Annotated in this window: 18 protein-coding genes; 10 read left to right on the top strand and 8 right to left on the bottom strand. The window is 48.7% G+C overall.

Annotated features, from left to right (window positions below; all coding sequences use genetic code 11):
* Window position 1: 1 nt before the first annotated feature.
* Both ACLHR0_RS16865 and ACLHR0_RS16860 read right to left on the bottom strand, forming a co-directional pair.
* Complete coding sequence (locus tag ACLHR0_RS16865; RefSeq protein WP_436488114.1) at window positions 2–742, bottom strand: tyrosine-protein phosphatase; 741 nt, start codon at window positions 740–742, stop codon at window positions 2–4.
* Window positions 743–789: 47 nt separating this feature from the next.
* On the bottom strand, window positions 790–1,260 hold the full coding sequence (locus ACLHR0_RS16860; RefSeq protein ID WP_436488112.1) for a GAF domain-containing protein: 471 nt from the start codon (window positions 1,258–1,260) through the stop codon (window positions 790–792).
* A gap of 179 nt (window positions 1,261–1,439) precedes the next feature.
* On the opposite strand from ACLHR0_RS16860, the gene idi reads away from it, so the two are divergent.
* The gene (gene idi, locus ACLHR0_RS16855; protein WP_429049512.1) at window positions 1,440–1,973 is read left to right on the top strand and encodes an isopentenyl-diphosphate Delta-isomerase; all 534 of its coding nucleotides are present in this window, start codon (window positions 1,440–1,442) and stop codon (window positions 1,971–1,973) included.
* A 206-nt stretch (window positions 1,974–2,179) separates the two neighbouring features.
* A complete protein-coding gene (locus ACLHR0_RS16850; protein ID WP_436488110.1) occupies window positions 2,180–3,154 on the top strand; it encodes a terpene synthase family protein in 975 nt (324 codons plus the stop codon).
* Between the two features lie 77 nt (window positions 3,155–3,231).
* Here the strand turns inward: ACLHR0_RS16850 and ACLHR0_RS16845 are convergent, their stop codons facing one another.
* The gene (locus tag ACLHR0_RS16845) at window positions 3,232–4,272 is read right to left on the bottom strand and encodes a hypothetical protein (protein WP_436488108.1); all 1,041 of its coding nucleotides are present in this window, start codon (window positions 4,270–4,272) and stop codon (window positions 3,232–3,234) included.
* Between the two features lie 11 nt (window positions 4,273–4,283).
* Entirely contained in the window at window positions 4,284–4,988 is a 705-nt protein-coding gene (locus tag ACLHR0_RS16840; protein WP_429049505.1) for a TMEM175 family protein, read from the bottom strand.
* Between the two features lie 174 nt (window positions 4,989–5,162).
* On the opposite strand from ACLHR0_RS16840, the gene ACLHR0_RS16835 reads away from it, so the two are divergent.
* The 4 genes from ACLHR0_RS16835 to ACLHR0_RS16820 are packed head-to-tail and all read left to right on the top strand — an operon-like array spanning window position 5,163 to window position 11,646.
* Window positions 5,163–6,509, top strand: coding sequence for a TolC family protein (locus ACLHR0_RS16835; protein ID WP_370907405.1), 1,347 nt, complete (start codon window positions 5,163–5,165; stop codon window positions 6,507–6,509).
* A gap of 36 nt (window positions 6,510–6,545) precedes the next feature.
* Window positions 6,546–7,682, top strand: coding sequence for an efflux RND transporter periplasmic adaptor subunit (locus ACLHR0_RS16830; protein ID WP_429063707.1), 1,137 nt, complete (start codon window positions 6,546–6,548; stop codon window positions 7,680–7,682).
* A 21-nt stretch (window positions 7,683–7,703) separates the two neighbouring features.
* On the top strand, window positions 7,704–10,877 hold the full coding sequence (locus ACLHR0_RS16825; RefSeq protein ID WP_436488105.1) for an efflux RND transporter permease subunit: 3,174 nt from the start codon (window positions 7,704–7,706) through the stop codon (window positions 10,875–10,877).
* A 16-nt stretch (window positions 10,878–10,893) separates the two neighbouring features.
* Complete coding sequence (locus ACLHR0_RS16820) at window positions 10,894–11,646, top strand: class I SAM-dependent methyltransferase (protein WP_436488103.1); 753 nt, start codon at window positions 10,894–10,896, stop codon at window positions 11,644–11,646.
* 223 nt (window positions 11,647–11,869) lie between these two features.
* Here ACLHR0_RS16820 and ACLHR0_RS16815 read toward each other — a convergent pair whose 3' ends face one another.
* Window positions 11,870–14,794, bottom strand: coding sequence for an FAD-binding and (Fe-S)-binding domain-containing protein (locus ACLHR0_RS16815; RefSeq protein WP_429049494.1), 2,925 nt, complete (start codon window positions 14,792–14,794; stop codon window positions 11,870–11,872).
* A gap of 87 nt (window positions 14,795–14,881) precedes the next feature.
* Complete coding sequence (locus tag ACLHR0_RS16810) at window positions 14,882–15,775, bottom strand: DUF72 domain-containing protein (RefSeq protein WP_429049492.1); 894 nt, start codon at window positions 15,773–15,775, stop codon at window positions 14,882–14,884.
* A gap of 176 nt (window positions 15,776–15,951) precedes the next feature.
* Here ACLHR0_RS16810 and ACLHR0_RS16805 point away from each other — a divergent pair, with 176 nt between their 5' ends.
* Genes ACLHR0_RS16805 through ACLHR0_RS16795 form a run of 3 tightly spaced genes read left to right on the top strand, consistent with a single transcriptional unit; the run spans window position 15,952 to window position 20,166 of the window.
* Window positions 15,952–17,367 (top strand): glycogen synthase, encoded by a 1,416-nt coding sequence (locus ACLHR0_RS16805; RefSeq protein ID WP_436488101.1) that lies wholly within the window; start codon window positions 15,952–15,954, stop codon window positions 17,365–17,367.
* A gap of 43 nt (window positions 17,368–17,410) precedes the next feature.
* Window positions 17,411–18,682 (top strand): glucose-1-phosphate adenylyltransferase, encoded by a 1,272-nt coding sequence (locus ACLHR0_RS16800; RefSeq protein ID WP_436488099.1) that lies wholly within the window; start codon window positions 17,411–17,413, stop codon window positions 18,680–18,682.
* 14 nt (window positions 18,683–18,696) lie between these two features.
* The gene (locus ACLHR0_RS16795) at window positions 18,697–20,166 is read left to right on the top strand and encodes a glycoside hydrolase family 130 protein (RefSeq protein WP_370913184.1); all 1,470 of its coding nucleotides are present in this window, start codon (window positions 18,697–18,699) and stop codon (window positions 20,164–20,166) included.
* 9 nt (window positions 20,167–20,175) lie between these two features.
* Here the strand turns inward: ACLHR0_RS16795 and ACLHR0_RS16790 are convergent, their stop codons facing one another.
* On the bottom strand, window positions 20,176–21,177 hold the full coding sequence (locus ACLHR0_RS16790; RefSeq protein WP_370913185.1) for a glycosyltransferase family 4 protein: 1,002 nt from the start codon (window positions 21,175–21,177) through the stop codon (window positions 20,176–20,178).
* A 218-nt stretch (window positions 21,178–21,395) separates the two neighbouring features.
* On the opposite strand from ACLHR0_RS16790, the gene bshC reads away from it, so the two are divergent.
* Window positions 21,396–22,979 (top strand): bacillithiol biosynthesis cysteine-adding enzyme BshC, encoded by a 1,584-nt coding sequence (gene bshC / locus ACLHR0_RS16785; RefSeq protein ID WP_436488097.1) that lies wholly within the window; start codon window positions 21,396–21,398, stop codon window positions 22,977–22,979.
* A 218-nt stretch (window positions 22,980–23,197) separates the two neighbouring features.
* Here bshC and ACLHR0_RS16780 read toward each other — a convergent pair whose 3' ends face one another.
* Window positions 23,198–25,426: an FUSC family protein gene (locus ACLHR0_RS16780; RefSeq protein ID WP_370913187.1), complete on the bottom strand. Its 2,229-nt coding sequence runs from the start codon at window positions 25,424–25,426 to the stop codon at window positions 23,198–23,200.
* Between the last annotated feature and the right edge of the window lie 341 nt (window positions 25,427–25,767).

The raw sequence follows: 25,767 nt of genomic DNA, 5'->3' as shown, positions 1-25,767 counted from the left end.
ATTATAATGCGGCGTTGCCAAAGGAATAGGCTTCCAATGCCTTGCGGAGCTTCGTATTTTTGGCTATGCCGGCAATGGCACGGAGGTGTTTTTCATGATGAAGATCGGTACCGATAAGATCAAATAAACCAGCCGCCATCAGCTTTTCGGCGGCCTGCTGTACATGTTTTCCGTAATAACCGGTGAGCGACAGCAGGTTAAGCTGCAACAGGCAGCCCTGTTGTTTCAGTTGTTCGTACTGCGGTATGTTTGCGTGATAGTAGCCATATCTCTCGGGGTGGGCCAGTACGGGCTGATAGCCGGCGGCCTGTATATCAAACAGCCATTGCGCCAGTTGCGGCGGAGCCGACATAAACGATATTTCCACCAGCACCCTGTTCCCGGAGATGGTTAGCAAAGGTTGCTGCATCAGCGGCACAAACTGTTCATCCAGATAGTATTCTGCAGCAAAGTGAAAAGGAAGGGGACTGTTTTTCCGGAGCAACTCCTGTTGTACCTGTTGATATGGATTGGTTAATGTACCGGCGGAATTTGGGTACCGGTCCATCATAATATGCGGGGTAGTGATAATTTTCCGGATCCCCATCGCCTGCAGCTGTTCAATAAAATGTAACGACGTAGCCACGTCAGGTACGCCATCATCCACTCCCGGCACCAGGTGGGAGTGGATATCTGTAGCCATGAACGCCAGCAGGTCTGCAGGCGGCGTTGTTTCGGTATTTTTTTTCCTGAAAAAAAGCATAATAATGGTCTCTCAATAAAGCGATGATACGAAAATCCGCTTTGCTATCACACAATCAGTGCCACAATTTCTTCCAGGTATTGCTGGTCAGTAACATCAAAATGAGAAAGATGCTCACTGTCTGCATCCAGTATCGCCGTTACTTCGCCGTTACGGATCAGCGGCACCACGATCTCAGATTTCGATAAGCTGCTGCAGGCAATGTGCCCGGGAAAGGCTTCCACATCAGGTACAATCAGTGTTTGGGCCTGTGCCCAGCTGCTGCCGCAAACACCCCGGTTCTTACGGATACGGGTACACGCTACCGGGCCCTGAAACGGACCGAGTACCAGTTCATCTTCTTTTACCAGGTAAAAACCTACCCAAAGCCATCCAAACTGCTCTTTCAGCGCAGCGGCCACATTGGCCATATTGGCCACCAGGTCGGTTTCCCCGTCCAGTAATCCTTTTATCTGGGGGAGAAGAGAAGTGTATTGCTCCGCTTTATTTCCTTTGATGATTTGTAAGTCTTCTGCCATTTTTTTGTGGTTGTTAATATTGCAAAAGTCCGGAAAATTTATATTATATTTATCTAAGTAACCGTTAAAGTATTGCTGTTAACCACTCAACCAATTATTATTTGTTTAAGCATAGTTTTTTGATTCTTTGTCCTATTTTTTATCTGCCGGAAGCGTAAATCAAATATCTTTGACAGTCTATGAAATCACCGGACGTAATATTAGTGAACGAACAGGATGAGGCTATTGGGACGATGGAGAAGATGGAAGCCCACGAGAAAGGATTACTTCATCGCGCTTTTTCTGTATTTATCATCAATGATGCAGGCGAGATTTTATTGCAGCGCAGGGCACTGGAGAAATATCATTCTGCCGGACTATGGACCAACGCCTGTTGTAGCCACCCGTATCCAGGTGAAGATACTGCTGCTGCCGCGCACCGGCGTTTACGGGAAGAAATGGGTTTCGATTGCGATCTGCAGGAGATTTTTTCTTTTACTTACAGAACCGGTTTTGATAACGGGTTAACCGAACACGAATTTGATCATGTATTGCTGGGTACCTATAACGGCAACATATTTCCCGAAGCATCCGAAGTGTGTGATTACCGCTACCTGTCTCCCGGCGAGATACTGGAATTAATGAAAAAAGAACCGGCTGCATTTACCATCTGGTTTCATCGTGCACTGCCAATGGTATTACAATACCTGGGTACGCCGATCAGCGCTGTATAATTAAACTTTTATTTTACTATGCCAATTTTGCTGTTAACCGGATCATTTTAATTAAAATGATGATAGCACCTACCTGCCTTATTTACTGCTTTAAGTAGCGGCTGCTTCCCTGTGCCCGCTCCTTCACACTTTTCCGGGATTCCCGCCCGGTAATGCCAACGTCATTTTTATTACCCACCATAGTTAACTATTAAATCCAAAGACACATGACAACCATCCAAATGCCAACTGTCAGTTACCCTTTCCCTTCCGGCGTTAACCAACACGCAGATGAAGCCCAGCAACACATTGTTTCCTGGGTACAAGCTTATGGTCTGATCACTTCTGAGCTGGCCTGGCGGCGCTTTGAGAAAGCCCGGTTCGCCTGGCTGGCTGCCAGGGCCTTTCCTGATGCCGCTTTGCACGAGCTTTGCATCATCGCGGATTTCAACACCTGGCTGTTTATCCTTGATGATCAGTGCGACGAAGCCTCCATGGGCCGCAAAGCCGACTATCTCAAAAGCATGATGGCGGGGTTAATGGACATCCTGCATCACAACCGGGTAGTAACCCCGGAAACCGGTGGCCCGCTGCCGGCGGCCCTGAGCAGCATATGGGAGCGCATGCGCGCCATCAGCAGCCCCGCCTGGCGCCTTCGTTTTATCCGCAGCATGGACGATTATTTTACGTCCTGCATCTGGGAAGCCGAAAACCGGGAGGCCGGTATTGTTCCCTCCGTGGCGGATTATGTGCACATGCGGCCCTTTACCGGCGCACTCCTGGCGGATATTGAAGCCATAGAAATCATCGAAAAAGTGTATCTCAGCCGGGAAGTGGTCGAACAACCCCTGATCCAGCGCATGATCCAGGCCTGCAACAATATTGTTTGCTGGGCAAACGACCTGTTTTCCTGTACGAAAGAAGCGAAGCAGGGCGACGTGCACAACCTGGTGCTGGTATTACAACACGCCCGGCAATGCAGCCTGCAGGAGGCGATTAACGAAGCTGTCCGGATGCACAATGAAGAAGTAGCCATTTTTGTTACCCTGGAAAAACTCCTTCCCCTGAAAGGAGCGGAAACCGATTATGAACTGTTGCGGTACGTGTCGGTGCTCCGGTCCTGGATTACAGGAAATTACGACTGGAGTGTGAAAGATACCGGCCGGTATGGTATGGCCGTAGGAGAGGTGGTAGCAGCCTAGAAGAGCGCCTGCGGCGCTGGTTTTTCAGAAAGAAGCATTTATTTTTTCAGAAAGAAGTATCGCGCCGCAGGCCTTTTTTATTTTCGTTCAGTTCCCTGTTTCATCCGTCTTTCAATGAGCCGCCCTACCCACCAGAAGGATAACGCCAGGATGCCGAAGAAGAGTCCTTTATTGGTAAAGTCCCAGAGATATTCAAAGTAGCGGGTATACAGGTCCAGCAACAGGAAGGCAACACCGAGGTCGCGCAACAGGTCGTCTTTTAGCTTGAGACCCAGCAGCAATACGCCCGCACACAGCACGGTGTAAACGATCACCCATTGCAACAGGTGAACCTGCCGCAGTTGCTGCCATTCATCCCAGGTACCGCAATTCCCGAAAATAGAGATCAGCCAGCCGGAAATAAGCAGCAGCAGCCAGCCTCCGCTCCACGTAATGTCTTTGATGGGTGCATATACTTTAAATTGACGGAGTATCCAGGCCACGCCCGTGAGCAGCACCCCCAGCAGGGCCATGCGGCAGGGAAGATTCATGCCCAGGAAATAAGCTGCGTCGCCGGTAAGGAAATAAGTGAGCTTTACATAAGCCGGGATCAGGCAAAGCAGGGTGGCAATCCATAACAGGCGGGAGTGAAGCGTAATGCCCAACACGCCGTAGCAGGCCGTAGCCAGCAACCAGAACGCGCCATAATTGCCTTCCAGGTAGTTAACGCTTTTGCCCAGGTAAACCACGCTCACGCCTATACTAAGAACCGGCAGCAGCCAGAAAAGCTCCCGGTTAAACGAAAACAGCGGCTGATGTTTATTGCGCCGCCAGCCCTCATAACAAAGAAAAATGGTCAGCGCACCAAATACCAGGGCAATCACGCTATCGGTCAGCGAAAACTTCTTCCGGATAATCTCTATCCACTTCTCATCCAGGACCAGTGATCCAAACGCCATCAGCGCACAGGATATAGCCGCAATAAAAATATAAAGCGTAAGCGTTTGCCAGTCGGTGTTCACCACCTTGTAGCTTTTCTGCAGCTCGCCGGCCTGCTCATCGCTGATGAGCCGGTCGCGCTGCCACGACTGAATCGCCCGTTGTACTATCTGTGCTTCCTTTTTGTCTAGTTCTAACATAGGCCGCTTTTTCAGTTGTTTGCCCCCATTTTGTGTACCAGGCGGAGCGTATTACGTTTTTTTATCTTTAAACGGAAATAATTAAACAAAGCCAGCGCAGGTATCAGCATATAACTGATACGCTGGTACGCCGTATTCTCCGGATACAGGAAATAAGTCATCGCTATACAGGTGAAACCCGTTGCCATAGTGAGAAACCCGTATTTAAACCGCTGGTATAACAGTTCTTTTTCCGTGTGATGACCGGCAACGGCCAGGTCCGGATTTTTCTGGAATACATAATAGCTGATCCAGAACAAAGCCGCCAGGCAACCCGCCAGGTTGCACAGGTAGATAAAGAAAGGAAGCATAAAGTGGGAACTCGTATGCAGCAAGGCAGAAGTAGAAAAAGGAAACGTCACAATAAAAAATAAAAAGAAAAGATGACGATGAATCAATCCTTCATTGTAATTTTGGAGAAACCGGCATAATTGAAGATGCCGTACCCAGAAGTTTCCAATAAACACAAAACTCACTACGAAAGTTAAAAACTCAATAGCAGTAGGCTCAAAAAAATCCCAGTAACCGTTGGCAGGCATTTTTCCCGGAAGGGCAGGCAGTTTTATTCCGATGATCAGTAAAGTAATGGCAACGGCAAACACCGCATCACTGAAAAACATCAATCGATCCAGCTCAAACTCACGATGAAACGGTTTGGGTTCTTTTATAACAGACATAGACATAGTTAACAATAACTTTTCCGAAAGATACGAAAATAGCTTTTAGCCGGCAGTTATTAGGCATGTTGTTCATTTTCCGGAGCCTTATAATAGCCGGCTCGTCAACAGAACCTTTTTACCTGTTTGTTGTTAAGTATTTATCAATCATCATATACTTTCAAAGTAATACGTATGCATTGTCGTCTTTTTCTATTCACCTTTGTTTTACTTTCAGGGATAACAAGAGCTTACGGGCAAACAGATACAGCGCAACAGGGACCCTTTGCTTTTAATCTGGCGAATTGCATACAGTACGGCCTGGCTCATCAGAACGATGTCGTAAATGCCCGGCTGGATATCAATTTCTCCCAGGAACAGATCAAGGAAGCCACCGGGAAGCTGTTACCCCACGCAGATGTCAATGCCAGCTTTACAGATAACCTGAAACTGGCCACCTCTTTGATCCCCGATCTGACCAACCCGACTTCCGGTGTAAGAATCCCCGTTCAGTTTGGAACCCGGTTTGCCTCTGCTGTAACAGGACAGGTAAACCAGACTATCTTCAACAGCGACTACTTCCTCGGGCTGAAAGCCGCAAAAGTATATGGCGGCCTGGCAGAGAAATCCTATAAAAGAACGGAGATCGACACCCGCGTGGCTATTACAAAAGCCTACTACGCCGTGCTGGCCAACGAAGAAAGTATCCGCCTTTCCAAAGCCAATATGGACCAGCTGGAGAAAACCTTGAAAGATACCCGGGCCCGCTATGATGTAGGTGTGGCAGAAAGAGTAGATGTAGACAGGATCCAGGTGTCTTACAATAATGTGGTAACCGATATTGAAACCCAGATCCGGTTACTCGTTTATACGACCCAGTTATTAAAGTTCCAGATGGGCATGCCCCAGGAAGCAAAACTGGATCTTACACAAACCGTGCAGGACCTCAACGTGGAATCGTTTATCAGTGATACCGTTGATTACCAGGTACAGGACCGCGTAGAATACGGGATACAAACCACCCAGATCGCCCTGAATGAACTGAACCTGAAAAGTAAGAAGATGAGCTTCCTGCCATCATTAAATGGTTTTGTGAACTATGGCTGGAACTATTTCTCCTCAGATTTCGGGGATTTGTATAAAACCGGTTTCGGCGCCTCGGCTCTCGGACTTACCCTCGCATGGCCCATTTTTACTGGTACGGAAAGAATACACCAGATCAGGCAGAACAAAATTACTTTGGAGAAATCAGAGAACGACCTCAGTTACCTGTCCCAGCAGATTAAACTGGAAGTTACCAACGCCAATACGCAATACCTTAATAACAAGTCCAGGTTCGTTACCCAGAAAACAAATATGGGACTCACCCAGGGCATTTATGAACGTATTGTGCTCAAATTTGAACAGGGAGTAGCCAGCAGTCTTGATGTGATCTCCGCAGAAAGTGAACTGAAACAGGCGCAGGTAGATTATGTGCAGGCCCTGTTAAACACCCTGATCAGCAAAACAGAACTGGATAAAGCCATGGGCAAAATCAAATAAAGTATCAGCATTCGTAATTCGCAATCAATTTCTCATATGTATCTAATAAATTACAAGCGGACCTTTTATGTGGCAGGAATGATACTCTGTGTGGCCTGTGGCAACAGCAAAAAGCAACAGCAACAGGCTGCTATGATGGGGAAGATGAAGCCAACGGTGGTCGCTGTTGAAGTAGTACCGGCCGTATATACCGTGTCGGAGAAATTCCCTGCTACCCTCATGGCCCATGATGTTGTGCAGCTGAAGCCGGATGTTTCCGGTTACCTGGAAGCCATCCGGGTGGCCGACGGCAGCAATGTAACAAAGGGCCAGCCCCTGTATGATATTGACAGAAGCCGCTATGCTGCCGCCTACGGACAGGTAGCCGCTACCCAGCAACAGGCGGAAGCCGACCTGGCACAACGGCAACGCGACTACGAAAGATATAAATCCCTCCTGGACCATGATGCGATCTCCAAACAAACGGTAGATCAGGCTTATACGGCTATGTTAACCGCCCAGGCCAATGTGGCCGCGGCAAAAGCTTCCGTGGCAAGGGCCGGTACCGATGTAAACCATGCCGTGGTGCGGGCGCCCGTAACCGGCAAAATCGGTATCGCACAAATAAAGGTGGGAGACGTGATCAATGCCGGTCAAACCCTCATCAACACCATCGTAAATGAACACCCCATGTTTGCGGATATGGATGTTCCACAGGCCCGCCTGCCGGAATTCCTGCGCATTCAGCAAGGCAAAGGCGGTGATCAGAAATTCTATATCCAGTTTGGCGATGGCACCCGCTACGGCGAAGCAGGCAAAGTGTTAACCATCAATAATATTGTGGATCCGCAAACCGGTACCGTACGGGTGCGACTCGTTTTTGAAAACAAGGAAAATATGCTGAAGTCAGGTATGAGCATCGTCATCGTAATGCAATACGGCACTCCCGCCACCCAGCTGGCAATTCCGGCTAAAGCAATTATCCAGAACTTGTCAGAAACCAGTGTATATACTATTTCAAAAGACAATGTAGTTGGCGCTACGGACATTGTTCCCGGGCCGGTTACAGATACCATGCAGCTGGTTACCAGCGGACTGAAAGCCGGCGACAGGGTCGTGGTGGACGGCATCCAGCGGGTGAAACCGGGAGATACCGTGAATATCGCCGGAGCAGGAGCAGGGGCAAAACAATAAATCCTAAATCACCATCACAGTATGATCTCAAAAACATTTATAGAGCGAAAGAATACTACGATCGTAATTGCTATCATTATTGTGATTGTAGGGCTCATCTGTATGTTTAACCTCCCGATTGCACAGCTGCCGGATATTGCACCGCCGGTAACGGATGTAAGGGCCAACTACGTGGGAGCCAACTCCACAACGGTAGAGGAAACGGTGACCACCCCCATAGAAAACCAGGTGAATGGTACACCAGGCGCCATGTACATACAATCCGTAAGTGCAAACGATGGCTCCATGAGTATTACCGTCAGCTTTAAACTGGGCACCAATCCGGATATCGCTACCCTGGATGTGCAGAACCGGGTAAGTCTCGCGTTGCCAAGCACCCCCGATGAAGTACGTCGTGTAGGGGTAACCGTTAAGAAACGTTCCAATGATATGTTGATGGTAATCGCGCTGAACTCTCCCAAAGGAAAACACTCGCGCGAATTCCTCGATAACTACCTGAACATTTACCTGAAACCCGAGCTGGCCCGTGTATCCGGTGTGGGTGACGTAAATGCCTTTTCCCAGGATTATAGTATGCGTATCTGGCTGAACCCGGATAAAATGGCCGCCCTCGGATTAACCGCCGGCGATATTGCCCGGGCCATCACAGAACAGAACCAACAGGTGCCGGCTGGTAGTGTAGGCGCCGCACCTATGCGCAGTACGCAGGCTTTTGAATATACGGTGAGTGTAAAAGGCCGTTTGGCTACCACCGAAGAATTTGGCAACGTGGTAGTAGCTACCAGTCAGAATGGTAGCCTTGTTCGTCTCCGTGATGTAGCCAGGATCGACCTCGGCTCGTTTACCTATGCCATCGAAGCAAAAGCAGATGGTAAAACCGGCAGTGGTATGGCTATTTACCTGGCGCCTGGTGCAAATGCACTGGACGTAAACGACCTGGTAATGGCCAAAATGGAGGAAATGTCAAAACGTTTCCCGGAAGATGTGAAATGGCTGGTGCCGTTTGAATCTACCTCTTTCGTGAAAATTTCTATCGAAGAAGTAATAGAAACCTTTGTAGAAGCCCTGATACTGGTGGTGATCGTGGTATTTGTATTCCTGCAGAACTGGCGGGCCACCATTATCCCCATCCTGGTAATCCCGATTTCACTGATAGGTACCTTTATATTTTTCCAGTTGCTGGGCTTCTCCATCAATACCCTCACGCTGTTCGGTTTTGTACTGGCCATCGGTATTGTGGTGGATGATGCTATTGTGGTAGTGGAGGCCGTGCAGCATCATATCGATGCTAACCTGATGTCGCCGCGTGAAGCCACGTTCAAAGCGATGTCGGAAGTACAGGGACCGGTAATCGCCATCGCCCTCATCCTGGCAGCGGTGTTTGTGCCGGTGGCCTTTATTCCCGGTGTAAGCGGACGGCTATACCAGCAGTTTGCCTTAACCATCGCCTTCTCGGTGTTGTTGTCGGCATTCCTGGCACTAACGTTAACGCCTGCACTCACGGCTATTCTCTTGAGGCCCGCGCATCTTACGCAGAAGTCGACAGGACTGAATAAGCTCTTCTTCAAATTTAACCAATGGTTTGAAAGATTTACTAACCGCTATGGTAAAGGCGTGATGTTCAGCATCCGTAAAACGCCGGCAGTACTGGTGATTATGGCTGTACTGTTTGCCGCGGCATTCTATCTCTTTAAGAAAACGCCCACCACCTTTGTTCCCCAGGAAGATATGGGCGCCATGTTCATCGCACTGGAGCTGCCGGAAGCATCTTCTTCCCAGCGAACAAAAGAAGTAGTAGCGCAAATCAGCGATATCCTGCTGAAAGACAGTGCCGTGCTGCACTTTTTTGGTATAACAGGGATCAACTTCGTGGCAAATGCCACCAAGCCCAACTCCGGCACCTTTTTCGTGAGCCTCCGCCCATGGGATGAGCGATACAAGCACGGGGATAATATGGGGACCGTATTGGGAAGAATTCAAATGGCGACCAGTCGTATCATCGGGGCCAATATCATCTGTATCCCTTCACCCACACTGCGTGGATTAGGTAATACCGGTGGGTTCTCCTTTATGCTGGAGCAGCGGACGAATCCTGATATCAACCAGTTCCTGCAGGTAATGGGACAGTTCCTGATGGCTGCCAACCAGCGGCCGGAAATAGCGAGGGCATATGCTTTCTTCAGCGCCAACACCCCGCAATTCAACGTGGAGGTGGACCGCGACAAATGTAAACAACTCGGTGTAGCCGTCAGCGATGTGTTCAATGCATTGCAAACTTTCCTCGGAGGGTTGTATGTAAACGACTTCACCAAATTCAGCCGGAGCTTCCGCGTAGTACTGCAGGCAGATTCTACCTACCGTACCAGCATCAATAATCTTAACACTTATTATGTCCGCAATGCCACGGGGCAGATGGTGCCGCTCAGCGCACTGATCACCACCAAGAAAGCATCCGGAGCCCCGGTAATCAATCACTTTAACCTGTACCGCTCCGTTGAAATCAATGGTGATACCAAACCAGGTTACAGTAGCGGGGATGGTATCAATGCGCTGAAAGAAGTGGCTGCACAGGTGCTGCCGGAGAACTTCTCTTTCGAATGGGCGAACGTATCCCTGCAGGAAATTGAAGCGGGTAACAGTAGTGTACTCATCTTTGGATTGTCTATCCTGTTTGTGTTCCTGTTGCTCACCGCGCTGTATGAGAGCTGGTCGGTACCGTTCTCCGTATTGCTGGCGGTACCCATCGCGTTGTTCGGGTCTATCCTGGCGCTGTCGTTAACGAAACAATCCAATAGCGTATACTCCCAGATTGGTTTGATCACCCTGATCGGTTTGGCGGCAAAAAATGCCATCCTGATCGTAGAGTTCTGTAAAGAGCGTGTAGACAGGGGCATGCCATTGTTAGACGCCACACTGGAGGCCGTAAAACTGCGTTTACGTCCAATCCTGATGACTTCCTTCGCATTCATACTGGGAGTGTTGCCATTGTGTCTGGCACAGGGCGCCGGCGCGGCTTCCCGTGTCAATATCGGCTTTACCGTAGTGGGAGGGATGCTTGCTGCTACCTTATTGGGAATCTTTACCGTACCCGTTTTGTATGTGCTGATCACGAAAGTATCTTACGGTAAAAAGAAACTGGCTGACCTCGAAGCCCATGGTAATGAAGAGAAAAAGCCAAAAGGATTAGGAGAATAACCCTAACTTCATTACGATGAAAAATACTGAGCGCTTCAGCACCCGCGTAGATAACTATATCAAATACCGGCCACATTATCCTGTGGCCATTATTCCTTATCTCGAAGCCGAAACCGGCTTAACACGCCATACTATTGTGGCCGACATCGGTGCGGGTACCGGCATTTCTGCGCAGCCATTCCTCGACAATGGTAACAAGGTATATGCCGTGGAACCCAACAAAGATATGCGGGAGGCCGCGGAAAGATTGCTGAACCGGTATCCGAACTTCACCGCCGTTAACGGCAGCGCAGAACATACCACCCTCCCGGATGCCTCCGTAGACCTGGTGGTGGCCGGCACCGCTTTTCATTGGTTTGATCAGCAGGCCGCCGCCGCAGAATTCCGCCGCATCGGCCGCGAAAATACAAAGGTAGTACTGATGTGGAATGTACGCCAGGCCGACCTGCCGTTTGAAAAAGGTTACGAAAAACTCCTCCATCAATACGGCACCGACTATAAAGATATGCAGCACAGAAACGTTGGGGCGTCGCAGTTAGCCGGCTTTTTTCAGCCCGGCACCATGCAGGAAAAAGTATTTCAGAACGCCCAGCTATTCGATTTCCCCGCCCTCAAAGGAAGATTACTCTCCTCCTCCTACGTCCCCGAACAGGACCACCCGTCGCATATCCCCATGATGCGCGACCTCGAAGACCTCTTCGGAAAATACAAGGAGCAGGGGATGGTGAAATTCCACTACGAAACGAAACTCTATGTGGGACGCGTATAACGCGGATTTTGTCTTGGCTCAGGATTACGCTGATTATACTGATTACCTGGATTTTTACTTTTTTGATTTTATAAAGGATTATGGGAGATAGAAGCGGATATATTCGCTTTTATCTCCCATAATTATTATTTAAATAAAATCAAAAAAATCTAAAAAAATCCAAAAGTAAAAATCCAGGTAATCAGTATAATCAGCGTAATCCTGAGCCAAGACAAAATTCGCGTTAGGCCAAACTGTTGTACAATATCTCCACAGGATGCAGCGCTTTCACACCCGTGCCATCTTTCACCTGGTGGCGGCAGCTGGTGCCTGGTGCGGCTATAATGGTGCCCTGCGCCGCATTGCGGACGGCGGGGAATAACACCATTTCGCCGATTTGCATGCTCAGGTCGTAGTGTTCTTTTTCGTAACCGAAGGAACCGGCCATACCGCAGCAGCCGGAAGGGATTACTTCTACTGAATAATTTTGTGGTAAAGAAAGCATTTTTTTGCTGTGCAGGGCAGACGATAACGCCTTCTGCTGGCAATGGCCATGCAATTTGATATGTTGTTTATTGGCAGTAAACTGTTGGGCGGTGATATGACCTTTGTCTGCTTCTGCTGCAATGAATTCGTCTATCAGGAATACATTTTTAGCCAGTGCTTTCGCCTGTTCGCGGAGCCCTTCACTTACAAGATCCGGGTATTCATCGCGGAAACTGAGGATAGCAGAAGGTTCTATGCCGAGCAGTGGTACGTTTTCATTAATAACGTTGCTGAATATACGAACATTGCGGTCTGCATATTCGCGTGCTTTGCGCAGTAATCCTTTCGACATATACGCGCGGGCGCTTTCAGGATGTTCAATCATTTGTACGTCGTAACCCAGGCGGTGCAGGAGTTGTACGGCTTTGATACCGATGGTGGTATCGTTATAGTTGGTGAACTCGTCACAGAAAAGATATACTTTTTTATTACCGGCAGCGCCTTGTTTTTCCTTCGGCCATTTTTCGTGGAACCATTTCCGTAAGGTAGTGCTGTGCAGGCCGGGCAGCGAGCGTTTGGCCGCAAAGCCGGAGAACTTACGGATGATGCCACCGGTGAAGGAGTTATTGATCATCGCATTATAAACGCCGGGAGCAATAGCCGCCAGTGAAGTTAGTTTGGTGAAGTTGCCGATCATATTGGCCCGCAACGGAACGCCGTTGGCGTCGTAATAATGCTGCAGGAATTCCATTTTCAGCTTAGCCATATCCACGTTGGATGGGCATTCTGACTTGCATCCTTTACAGGCCAGGCAAAGATCCAGCACGTCATAAATTTCTTTATGGTCGAAGCGGTTTTCTTTGGTGCTGTTGGTGAGGAACTCGCGCAGGATGTTAGCCCTGGCGCGGGTGGTATCCTTTTCATTGCGGGTAGCCATGTAGCTGGGGCACATGGTGCCGCCGCTGAGCTGCGTTTTACGGCAATCGCCGGAGCCGTTGCACTGCTCTGCATGTTGCAGCATGGTTTGATCCGGGAAATGAAAAATGGTTTTCAGTTCCGGTGCTTTTTGTCCGGGTTCGTAGCGCAGCATCGTGTTCATGGATGGCGTGTCTACGATTTTGTTGGGATTGAAAATGTTTTCCGGGTCCCAGGTATATTTGATCTGGCGGAGCAGTTCATAATTTTTGTTGCCCACCATCTGTTTAATAAATTCGCCTCTGAGCCTGCCGTCGCCATGTTCCCCGCTGAGGGAGCCATTATATTTCTTTACGAGGGTGGCTATTTCTTCTGCGATTTTACGGAACAGTAAATTTCCTTCTTCCGTTTTCAGGTTGATGATTGGACGGAGGTGGATTTCACCGCTGCCGGCATGTGCGTAGTGCACCGCGTATAATTTGTATTGCGCCAGGATATCGTTGAAGTCGCGGATAAAGTCCGGGAGGTCTTCCACGGCAACGGCGGTATCTTCAATCACGGGTACGGCCTTTTCATCGCCGGGGAGGTTGCTGAGTAAACCCAGACCTGCTTTACGGAGCGCCCAGATCTTTTTACTGTCGTCGCCGAATAACAGCGGGAAATGATATCCCAGTCCTGCTGCGCGCAGCGTGGCTTCCAGGCGGCCTGTAATTTCAATGATTTCTTCGCGGGTATTGCGGCAAAACTCCACCACCAGGATAGCGCCGGGATCCCCCTGCACAAAGAAACGGTTCTTGCTTTGTTCGATGTTATCCTTGGTGCATTCCAGGATGTAGTGGTCAATGAGTTCACTGGCGCTGGGTTTGTATTCCATTACCAGGATGTTGGCCCGCAGGGATTCATCGATATTATTAAAATGTATGCAGAGCAGGCCTGTTTCCTTTGGAGGAAGCGGGTCTACATGCAGTTTTATTTCCGTGAGAAATGCCAGGGTACCTTCTGAACCGGCGATGAGTTTACAGAAGTTAAAGTCTTCCGTGCCGGCGGTGAAGGGATTTGTTTCCAGCAGCATGTCTACCGCATAGCCGGTATTGCGGCGGGGAATGCTTTTTTTCGGGAATTCTTTCCGGATTTCCTCCTGGTAGCTGTAGTTACTAAGACTGGTACGTATCTGCTTATAGATACGGGTTTCGAGCGTATCGGGTCCTTCGCATTTCTGGTGGAAGCTTTCTGCGTCGAGGCTGCCAAAGGTTACTTCTTCTCCGTTGCTCAGGAGGGCTTTTACTTCCAGCAGGTGTTCGCGGGTGCTGCCATATACTACGGAGTTGGAGCCGCAGGAGTTGTTGCCCACCATACCACCTATCATGGCGCGGTTGGCGGTGGAGGTTTCAGGGCCAAAGTAAAATCCGTGCGGTTTGAGGAACATGTTCAGTTCGTCACGGATAACGCCCGGCTCTACCCGTACCCATCCTTCTTCTTTATTAAATTCCAGTATTTTGGTGAAAGTGCGGGAAACATCTGTAATGATCCCGTTGCCCACTACCTGGCCGGCCAGCGAAGTGCCGGCAGTGCGTGGTATGAGGGATGTTTTATTTTCACGCGCAAAACTGATCAGTGTCTTAAGATCGTCGATATGCTGCGGAATAGCTACTGCCAGCGGCATTTCACGGTATGCCGACGCATCGGTGGCATAAAGTGTCCGCATCGTATCATCTGTATAAAGCGTGCCTTCCAGTTTCCCGGCTAATTGCTCTAGCTTGTCGCGCATCATGGTAAAAAACCTGTTTTGAGAGGGCGAAATTAATATTTCAGTCCGTCTTTTTCATCCCTTGTAATGTATTCGTAAAAAAAAGCGCTATTCTTTTACAAATCGGGGCTTTTTTACGTCTATCCCGCAAACGGCTTCCAGTTTGTCTACCAGGTACACGGCCAGCTCGGGCGAGGTGGCTTCATCGTGCATGTGCATGAAGAAATAAACCTCCTTCAAACCGTTGTCCAGCCAGTATTTGATGCGGTTGGCCCAGTCGTCGATGCGGGTATAATCCGTTGGATGCAGGCTGTTGCCTACAAACCGGATAAATACTTTCGGGATGGTGAGGTGCATATGTGCCACATCGCGTCTGCCGGCGGTATCGGTAATAATGAGGCCCACATTGAGTTCGTTGAGCTTTTCGTACAATTCCAGCCGCACGGCCTCGTCTTCAAACCATTCCTTATGGCGTAGTTCCACGAAAAACTGCAGGTCGGTGGGCAGGGAGGCGAGGTATTCGTATAGGTTTTCCCGTTTGGCCGGGCCAAATTTATCACTCAATTGTAAAAAGATGGGTCCCAGGTGTTTACCAAAGGCCAATACCCCTTCCAGGAAGGAAGTGGTTTTGGCGCCGGCATTAATTAAGGTACTGAAATGACTGATCGACTGCGGTACTTTAGGGCAGAACTTAAAATCCATTCCCTGTGCTTTGGCGTCCCATTTGGAAATGGTTTCGGGGCCGTAGATCTGGTAATGCGTGGCATTCAGCTCTATGCTGTTGAAGTGTTTTACATATTCCTCCAGGAAGTTAGCCTCCTTGGTGCCCTTGGGATATATTTTCCCGATCCATTCCTTTCGCCCCCATTTGGCGCATCCCAGCCAGGCCTGCGGCTTTTTCACGGGTTTACCTTTCAATACCTTCTTATTAAAGACAGGTTCTGCGGGCAACTTAAAATCAATGTCCATCAGCATATCCGTGGGAACGCGACCAAAATCCATGAGCATTCAGCATTTAGAGGTGAGACACATAACAATTCGCCGTTACAAATATAAACTATCACAACGGGTCCTGTCCCCGCCAGCGGGGATATTCATAATAATCGTAAAAAATCACGGTTAAGTTTTTGTTTTCTTATTTTTCCAGTTTAACTTAATAAGGATTTCAACTAACCAGCATGGAGATTTTACACATCAGCGCGGAATGTTACCCGGTAGCCAAAGTAGGTGGACTAGGTGATGTGGTAGGGGCGTTGCCCAAATACCAGCACCAGCTTGGCAACTTTGCCAAAGTAGTGATACCGGCCTACAGGAATAAATATTACCACACCCACGAATTCGACGTGGTACACCAGGCCGGCATGTGGCTGGGACACAACTGGTACCACTTTAACGTTATAAAGGAACGCAGCAATGAGCTGGGTTTCGACCTTTACCTCGTAGATATCCCCGGCTTACTTGACACTCCCGGCGTTTACGGCTATCCCAACGATACAGAACGGTTCCTGGCCTTCCAGATTGCCGTGCTCGACTGGATCAACGAATGGCAGCATCAGCCGGATGTGATCCATTGCCATGATCATCATACCGGGCTAATCCCGTTCCTGCTCAATTATGGTTATAAATATGAGCGCCTGAAAAGTATTCCCACTGCACTTACTATTCACAATGCACAGTACCAGGGCCAATTTGGCTGGGATAAACTCTACCTCATTCCATCTTTCGATTTATGGAAGTCCGGTATACTGGACTGGGGCGGCGCTATCAATCCCCTCGCATCGGCTATCAAGTGCGCCTGGCGCGTTACTACCGTTTCCCCGGGCTACCTGGAAGAGCTGTATTATAATGCCAATGGCCTGGAAGCGCTTATCAACCAGGAAAGAGGGAAAATGGTGGGCATCCTGAATGGTATCGATAATGTGGTATGGGACCCGGCTACCGACCGGATGTTACCCCTTAATTATGACCTGGATACTATCACCGCAGGTAAACAAACGAACAAGCAGCACCTGTGCGAACGCTTCGGGCTGGATGCCTCCCTGCCGCTGATATCTTTTATAGGCCGCCTGGTAGGCGACAAAGGCGCCGACCTGCTGCCGGAAATAATTGGCAGATCCCTGCATGAACTGCCGGGGGAAGTAAATTTCCTCGTACTGGGGAGTGGTGACCCACATATTGAATGGTCCCTGCAACAAACCCGTGCAGTAGTAAGCTATGGCTTCAATGTGCACATTGGTTACGACGAATCATTATCCCATCAGATATATGCCGGCAGTGACTTCCTGCTGATGCCGTCCAGGGTAGAGCCCTGCGGCCTCAATCAGATGTATGCGCTGCGTTATGGAACCGTTCCCGTAGTGCGCAGCACCGGCGGACTGAAAGACACGGTTATTGACTTTGGAGACCAGGATGGCGTAGGCATCCGCTTTAACCAGGCCAGCGTTGCGGATGTTTGCTATTCCGTAAAACGGGCCATCGAATTGTACCAGGATGCCAGGCACCTGGATGAAGTACGATTAAGAGGCATGAACATTGATAATTCCTGGGACAGTTCGGCACTACGCTACCTGGAAATGTACAAGAGTATGAAATAGCTTAGAATAATTGAGTGATGACTTTCTAAAACCAATTCCCATTATGACTAACGATGTAATATCCATTATTCTCGGAGGAGGGGCCGGCACCCGCCTGTATCCGCTTACCCGTCGCCGCTCAAAACCAGCGGTGCCCCTGGCAGGTAAATACAGACTGGTGGATATTCCTATCTCCAATTGTTTGAATGCAGAACTGAACCGCATCTTTGTATTAACGCAGTTCAATTCCGCCTCCCTGAACAAGCATATTAAAAACACTTATCACTTCAGCAATTTTGATAAGGGGTTTGTAGATATCCTGGCAGCGGAGCAAACCCCCGATAATCCCACCTGGTACCAGGGAACGGCCGATGCCGTAAGACAATGCCTTCATCATATGGAGAACTTTGAGTTTGAATATATACTCATATTGTCCGGTGACCAGCTGTACCAGATGGATTTTAAAAAGATGATCAAACATCATATCGACACGGGCGCGGAAATATCTATCGCTACTATTCCCGTGAGCGCAAAGGATGCTTCTGATTTTGGTATTTTAAAGGAAGATGAAAGCGGCGCTATTGTGTCTTTTACAGAAAAGCCTTCCCAGGCCGTTCTTCCACCATGGGCGTCTGAAGTAAGCGAGGAAATGCAGAAAGAAGGACGCGTATACCTGGCGAGCATGGGCATTTATATCTTCAGCCGGCAGGTACTGTTCGATATGCTCAATGCACAACCGGAAGCCGCCGATTTTGGTAAGCAGCTCATCCCGCAGGCCATCGAAAACAAACGCCGGATTTTCAGTTATCAATATGAAGGCTACTGGACAGATATCGGGAACATCCAGTCTTTCTTTGAAGCCAATATCGGCCTCACGGATGAAATCCCCTTGTTTAACCTCTTCGATGAATCCCAAACTATCTTTTCACGTGCCCGCATGCTGCCGCCTACAAAAATTTCCGGCCACATGGAGAAAACAATGATCGCCGACGGTTGTATTATTATGGCAGATAAACTGGAAAGAGTAGTAGTGGGTATCCGTACCCGCATCGGTAAAGGCAGCGAAATCAGCAATGCCTATATCATGGGAAGCGATTACTACCAGACACTCGACGAAATAGAAAAGTCACGCGCAGAAGGAAGCCCGTTGATGGGAATAGGAGAGAACTGCGTGATCAGTAATGCCATCATTGATAAAAACTGCCGCATTGGAAACGGCGTACATATAAATGGCGGAAAACACTTAGCTGATGGGGACTTTGAAAAATATACGGTAAAAGACGGCATTGTTGTTGTTAAAAAAGGAGTGGTCCTGGAAGACGGATTCAGTATTTAACAAACAAGATAACCATGCGATTGTCCATAGAGCGGAAGAGTACAAAAATTTATCCTGACCTTAAGAGGGTAGTAGCCAGGTTTTTTTTCAACGGGGAGGCCCGGGCCAAGTCTATCATTCAACAGGTGGCAGCAATGAGCGACCCCGAGGTGGATATAACGGTCATGCCTATACTAAGAGAATTTTCCCGGCGACACAGGAACATCACGAGGATATTTGAACGACATGCAGACCGGCTGAGACATTTGTTTCCCGGTTTGCAGATCGAGTACGAAGGGCTCTCGCTCAAACGTAAATTGCTCACCGGTTCTTATTTCACCAACGAATACTCCATTGAATCAGCCGCGTTCTTCAACCCTTCCCTCGTGGAAGATGTGGACCAGAGCGGGCTGGAAGAAGGACAAAAGCGCGTCATCATGAGCTTTCGCGCAGTAGGTGAAGGACACGTATCTTCCATTGCCTTCAGATCCGGTATCATCGACAAAAACAATGAAATCTCACTGATAGCACCCGGTAACTATGTGGATGAAGCGGAAATTATCCGCAACTCCATGTACCATAAACAAACGTTCTTCCAGAATGCGGTATCCATCCGGCTGCCGGATTCTGTGATGCGTGAAATACAAAACTCCCTGCCGGACCAGTTTGAATACCTCGCCCTTAAAAAGGTGATCCGGGAAATGCAACAACGGTTCCAGGTAGATCATCTCCTTAAAAAAGGACTGGAAAGGGTACTATGGCTGGCAGACTCCTACTATGAGCTGAACTTTTCACTTGATACCGACTTGTCTGACCGCGTAATTTTTCCTTATTCAGATGCAGAAAGCAGGGGCATTGAAGATGCCCGCTTTGTAAAATACACCAGCGAAAACGGGAACATTACCTATTACGCTACCTACACGGCGTATGATGGCATTACCATCCAGCCAAAGCTGCTGCAAACAAAAGACTTCTATAACTTCAAGATCATGCCGCTCTACGGAGAAGGGGCGCAGAATAAAAACCTGGCGCTTTTCCCCCGAAAGATCAACGGCAAATATGCGATGATCTCCCGGATTGATGGTATCAATGGGTATATTATGTACTCTGATAAAATCAATATCTGGGAAAATCCCCAGATCCTTCACGTGCCTAAATATGCGTGGGAATTTGTTCAGGTGGGCAACTGCGGTTCGCCCATTGAAACAAAAGACGGCTGGCTGGTGATCACGCACGGAGTAGGTCCCATGCGTACGTATTGCATTGGCGCCAGCCTGCTGGACCTGGAAAATCCTGAAAAGGAAATAGGCCGCCTGCGTGAGCCCCTGCTTATGCCCAATAAAGACGAACGGGAAGGATATGTACCTAATGTACTGTACTCCTGCGGCTCTATTATCCACAACGATGAACTGATCATTCCTTACGGTTTGTCGGATTATGCTTCCGGCTTCGCCACCGTCAACCTGGAAAAACTGCTGACGCAGATCAAGGAAGACGGCGTGTAGCGAGGCTATCTATAATTGGTTATATACGGCGATATACTTCTCCGTCATGATTTCCGCGCTGAAATTATTTTTCGCGTGCAGATGGCAATCCTGGCGGTTGATCAGTGTGAGATCTTCCACACAGGCGGCGGCTTCGTGTAAATTATTTACAAGGAAACCTGTTTTACGGTCATTGATCAGCTCTGGCATGGAGCCGCGGTTGTACGCGATAACGGGCGTGCCGCACAGCATGGCCTCCGCTACGCTTAAACCAAAAGGTTCATCAAAAAAGATGGGATGCAGCAGTGCATTGGCTTTTCCCAGCAGCAGGCTGCGTTCTTCCCCGCCTACCGCGCCGATATAAATGATCTGTTCATCATCTATATAGGGCTTTACCTTTTCATTAAAATAGGCTTCGTCCTGTATGATGCCGGCTATGATCAGCTTGCGGCGGGAGTGAAGGGCGATTTGTACCGCATCATGCGTGCCTTTATCCGGATGGATCCTGCCATAGTATAAGAGGTAGCTGTCCGGCGTAGGCTCAAACGCAAAATCTTCCGTGCGGATACCATTATACACCGTGGCTGCGTAATTCAGCGACGGATGGCGGTCGGAGTTACTGATAGACACATATCTTCCTATATCATTATACCGCTGGTATACCGGTAATATTTTAGGAGAGGAAAATCCGTGAATAGTGGTTACCATAGGCGTTTTAATCAGCCTGGAGTAGGTAAGGGGGAGGAAATCGAAGTGATTATGGATGATATCGAAATCCCTGGCCTGCTCCATCAGGTAACTGATATGCATACACTCATTTACTTTGGCATCTGCCTCGCGGTCTTCCTCATACCCTTTGGCGCAAATGGCCGCCAGGGTACCGGAAGTGAGCGAGTCGGCCGTGGCAAAGAGCGTTACATCCATTCCTTTGGCTACCAGGCCTTCCGCCACGTTAGCCGCCATCTGTTCCCATGGGCCGTAATGCCTTGGAGGCGTACGCCAGGCTATCGGCGCCAGTATTGCTATCTTCATAATGGTATATTTTCCAACATTAGCGCACTAAGGCGCCTGTTGTTTGCAGCATAGCTGTCAAAACAAGCGCCAAAGAAACCGGTGTACCGGAATGATGACCGGTCAACCAATAATCTGATCAACCAATTGACTAATTACCTAACTTCGTACATTCAAAAATTTCGATGTGTTGGCACTGCATCGTTTTGTAATTGGTAATTTGTAATTCGAAACTCAATATGCCCGAATATATTCCTTATGGGAAAACTGGTTATTTTAACCAGCTGGTAACAGATTTTTTAGCAGAACGTCCGCAGATCAGACCATTTTATACCTATTCTCCTGTACATCCGGACTTTGCTGCCGCAATAGCCGCCCGTCAAAATTTTGATACACCAAGAACCGCACTGGTAGCCGCACTGGAACAGCAATACACTTCCCTGGAGCCCGTAAAGGCAGTACAGGATAATATCACCGCCCTGTTGCAGCCTAATACCTTTACAGTATGCACCGCACATCAGCCCAATATTTTCACCGGCTACCTCTACTTCGCTTATAAGATCCTGCAAACCATTAAGCTGTGTCATGAATTGAAACAGCAATACCCGCAACATAATTTTGTACCGGTATATTATATGGGCAGTGAAGATGCCGATCTCGAAGAGCTGGGCAGCATCTACCTGGAAGGGAAAACCATCACCTGGAATACCAGTCAGCAGGGCGCAGTAGGGCGTATGAAGCCGGAAGGACTGGAAACGCTGATCGCTGAAGTGAAGAAAACGCTGGGATATGCACCTCACAGCGACGAACTGACAGACCTCCTGCAAAAGGCCTACCTGGAACATGAAAATATCCAGGAAGCCACACTGTACCTTGTACATGCGTTATTCGGCCGCTTTGGCCTGGTGGTACTGATACCGGACAACGCCGCATTAAAACGTTTATACCTTCCCGTTATAAAGGACGAATTGTTTAACCAGGCGTCGCATGCCATTGTCAGCGATACGTTGGCGAAGCTGGGGGAACATTATAAAGTGCAGGCCAATCCACGCGAAATAAATCTTTTTTATTTACAGGAAGGGTCGCGGGAGCGCATCGTTCAGGACGGTGATCAGTGGAAAGTATTACACACGTCGTTGACTTTCAACGCCGCTTCGCTGGAAGCAGCCCTGGAAACACATCCTGAAAATTTCAGTCCCAATGTTATTTTACGGGGAATGTTCCAGGAAACCATCCTGCCCAATATTGCCTTTATTGGCGGGGGTGGTGAAATTGCCTACTGGCTGGAATTGAAAGGACTTTTTGCACACTATAAAGTGCCTTTCCCTGTTTTATTGCTGCGCAACTCCCTGTTGCTTACCGATGCACTTTCCCAACAGCGGATCAATAAGCTGGGACTCACCACCACTGATCTTTTCAAGGGAACGGAAGATATCGTAAACGATTACGTGAAGAAACACACCAATGCTTCGCTGGTATTGAAAGATGAATATGCGGCCATCGAGCAGTTGTTTGATTCCCTGGAAGAAAAGGCTCGCAGCATTGATGTCACACTGATTGCCACTACCGCCTCTGAAAGAAAGAAAGCGCTGAAGTCGATCGGTAAACTGGAACATAAGTTCCTGCGTGCCGAGAAGAAAAAGTTCGCCTGGCAAACAGATCAGATCCGCCAGATTAAGAATAAATTATTTCCTGCCGGTTCGTTACAGGAGCGCAAGGAGAACTTCCTGCCCTGGTACGCCCAGGAAGGCCCCGCCTTCTTCGACCGCGTGCTTGCTGCGCTGACACCGGTAACCGCGGAGTTTACCATTTTAGCGGAGTAACGCGGATTTTGTCTTGGCTCAGGATTACGCTGATTTTACTGATTACCCTGGATTTTACTTTTGGATTTTTTTTGATTTTAGATTTTCTTATAATAATTAAGGGAGATAAGAGCGAATATATCCGCTTCTATCTCCCTTAATCCTTTATAAAATCCAAAAGTAAAAATCCAGGGTAATCAGTAAAATCAGCGTAATCCTGAGCCAAGACAAAATCCGCGTCACTCCGCTTTCAGCGCTTTGCTCATGTCTTTTACGAGGGAGAGGATGGCTACAAGCTGGTCGTGCACCTGTTTGGTTTCCAGCATTTCGTCGCGGGTGGGTGTAGGGCCTTTGCCTTCATTGATTTCCTGTTGACGCAGATGTACGAGGCTTTCCAGGTGGGCGTCCAGCCGGTCGAAGGCATGTACCTGCGGGGAGGGTTGGGCGCTGCTGCTGGTGGCGGGATCTGTGAGCAGGGTGAGCTGGTCCATATAATGGAGGAGATAATCCGTTATTTCGCGGTATTCCGGGCGGGGAAACTGCACCCCGTGATGCAGGCTGTAGGCCGCCAGGGTGGCGGTATGCGAGGTGAGTGTATGATTCAGTACCACGAAATGATATACTTCTGACGCGTTCTTTTGTTTGCTTTTGGGTTCCGATAACATACGCTGGAAGGCCGACATCATATTGGCGGCGGCCACGTAGGTGTCTTTCCTGGCCAGTTTGAAATCTGTAATGGATACCTTTTCATTGGAATAGGCGCGCATCACCAGTTCAAAATATTTCCGGTTGGCTTCCATCATCTTTTTCATGTAGTCCGGGAGGAAGTTATGCTCCCAGGTAGGCCACAGCAGCATGTTGGCAAAGAAAGCGATGCCTCCGCCAATGAAAGTGTCCAGTACCCGCTGCGTTACATTGTAGAGGTCTGAAGGATGAAGGAAATGCAGCAGGAAGATGATAAACGGCGTCACAAAAAATACGCTGACGGTATACTGGAAGCTCATAAAGCTGTAGGCGCCCAGGATGCAGATCAGCATGACTATAAAGATCACCGTATCGTTGTGCGTAAGGTAAAGCAGGCCGGCGGCAAATAAGGCGCCGGTAACGGTACCGATTAAACGTTGTATGCTGCGTGATTTTGTAAGCCCGAAGCCTGGTTTCAGGATCACCACGATGGTTAGCAGGATCCAGTATACCCGGTCGAGGTGAAGGGCAATACCCAGCCCGTAACCCAATACGGTAGCCAGGCTCACGCGGATGGCGTGCCGGAAGATATGTGATTTGAAAGTGAGGTTATCCCGGAAGGTTTCAAAATCGTATTTCTGGCGGGTAGTGAATTTCGACAGCTCCAGTTTTGGATCTATGGATTCGTCTTTCAGTCTTTCCAGCCGGGTAAGCCTATGCAGGTTATAAATGCGCTGGGCCATGTCCTGCAGGTTTTGCAGGATGTTGCTCAGCGGGATGGTACGGGTTCTTTCCTTGAGGGTAGGCAGCTTCATGGTAATGTCGGCAATGGCCTGTTTTACCTTTTCCATCTCAAACTTCAGGTTGGTTTTGGGCAGGGAGCGCTGACCCGCTGCCACGGCCATCCCGATGTTTTTCAGCTCCTGGGTGAATTCAAGGATGAGAGCATGGAATTTTTCCAGGATCGCCAGATCTTTAAAATCGGCGTGCAGGGCGTTATAGTCGGTTTGAGAGGCCATGATCTGTTCCTGGAGATCTACCATATCCAGGAAAATGAGTACCATGCTTTTATTGAGACTGGTAGTGCCCTGTTGGGCGGATCTTCTTTTCAGCAGCAGTTCGCGCACATTTTCCTGTTTTTCGTTGACGATCACCTGCTGGTCCAGTACGGCCTTGTAGTTTTCGCTGACATTTACGCCGGGCGTGTAGAAGTTGGCCCTTACCTCGAGGTAGCGGGCGGTTTGCAGGATACAGTCGCCCAGTGCCTGCTGCACATTGAGGTAGGGTCGGATCTGCCAGAGGATGAGGGCCAGCACCGCGTACCAGATACTGCCCAGCAGCACCATAGAGGAGTGGAGGAGGGTAAGCTTCGGCGTGAGCTGGGTTTCCCCGAGAATAGACACTACTACCAGCAGGCAGCCGGTACCAATATTACCTCCCCGGTTACCATATACCAGCAGCATGGCAAACATAAAACAGCACACCGCTATCCAGATAGCCATGGGTATTACGTAAGGAATGAGCAGGCCGGTGCCCAGCGCGGAAAAAAAGATCAGGATGGTGCTGATGATAAGGCCGTTCCGCTTGTGTACAATGGTGCCGGGTACATCGCTGAGGGCCGTACACAAGGCGCCCATCGACATAGCGATACCCAGGTCCAGCATGCCAAAGTAAGCGCATACCAGTGAAGGCACTACCACGCTGATGGTGGTACGCATACCGTTGCTGAAATGATAACTGTAAAGGAAACTTTTTATATTATTGATCCGCTGTTCTGTACGCAAACGTAAAAGGGTTTTTGATGGCGCAAAGATAAGCGGATTTTGTCTTTCTCAGGATTACGCTGATTAAACTGATTATCTTTTTTCTTATCCTTTAAAGATGAATATATTACTTTTGACTTTAATTTAATGCAGGGTTCAGAAGATATCTCACGTTAATCAGTATAATCAGTGTAATCCTGAGAAAGACAACATCCGCGTAATTTTCTAACAGGGAGTTAAATTCTAATTGTTCTTTTTACTATATTTATAACCAGTCTTTTAGACTTTAGTTGCGTGCTGCGGACAGGGGCAAATGACCGGTAATTGTGTATAAATAATTACTGTATATTATTGCATCTCAC

Source organism: Chitinophaga sp. ARDCPP14 (assembly GCF_051362515.1).
GTDB lineage: Bacteria > Bacteroidota > Bacteroidia > Chitinophagales > Chitinophagaceae > Chitinophaga.
The sequence above is the reverse complement of the archived record's forward strand: the minus strand, read 5'-3'. Positions and strand labels throughout refer to the sequence as shown.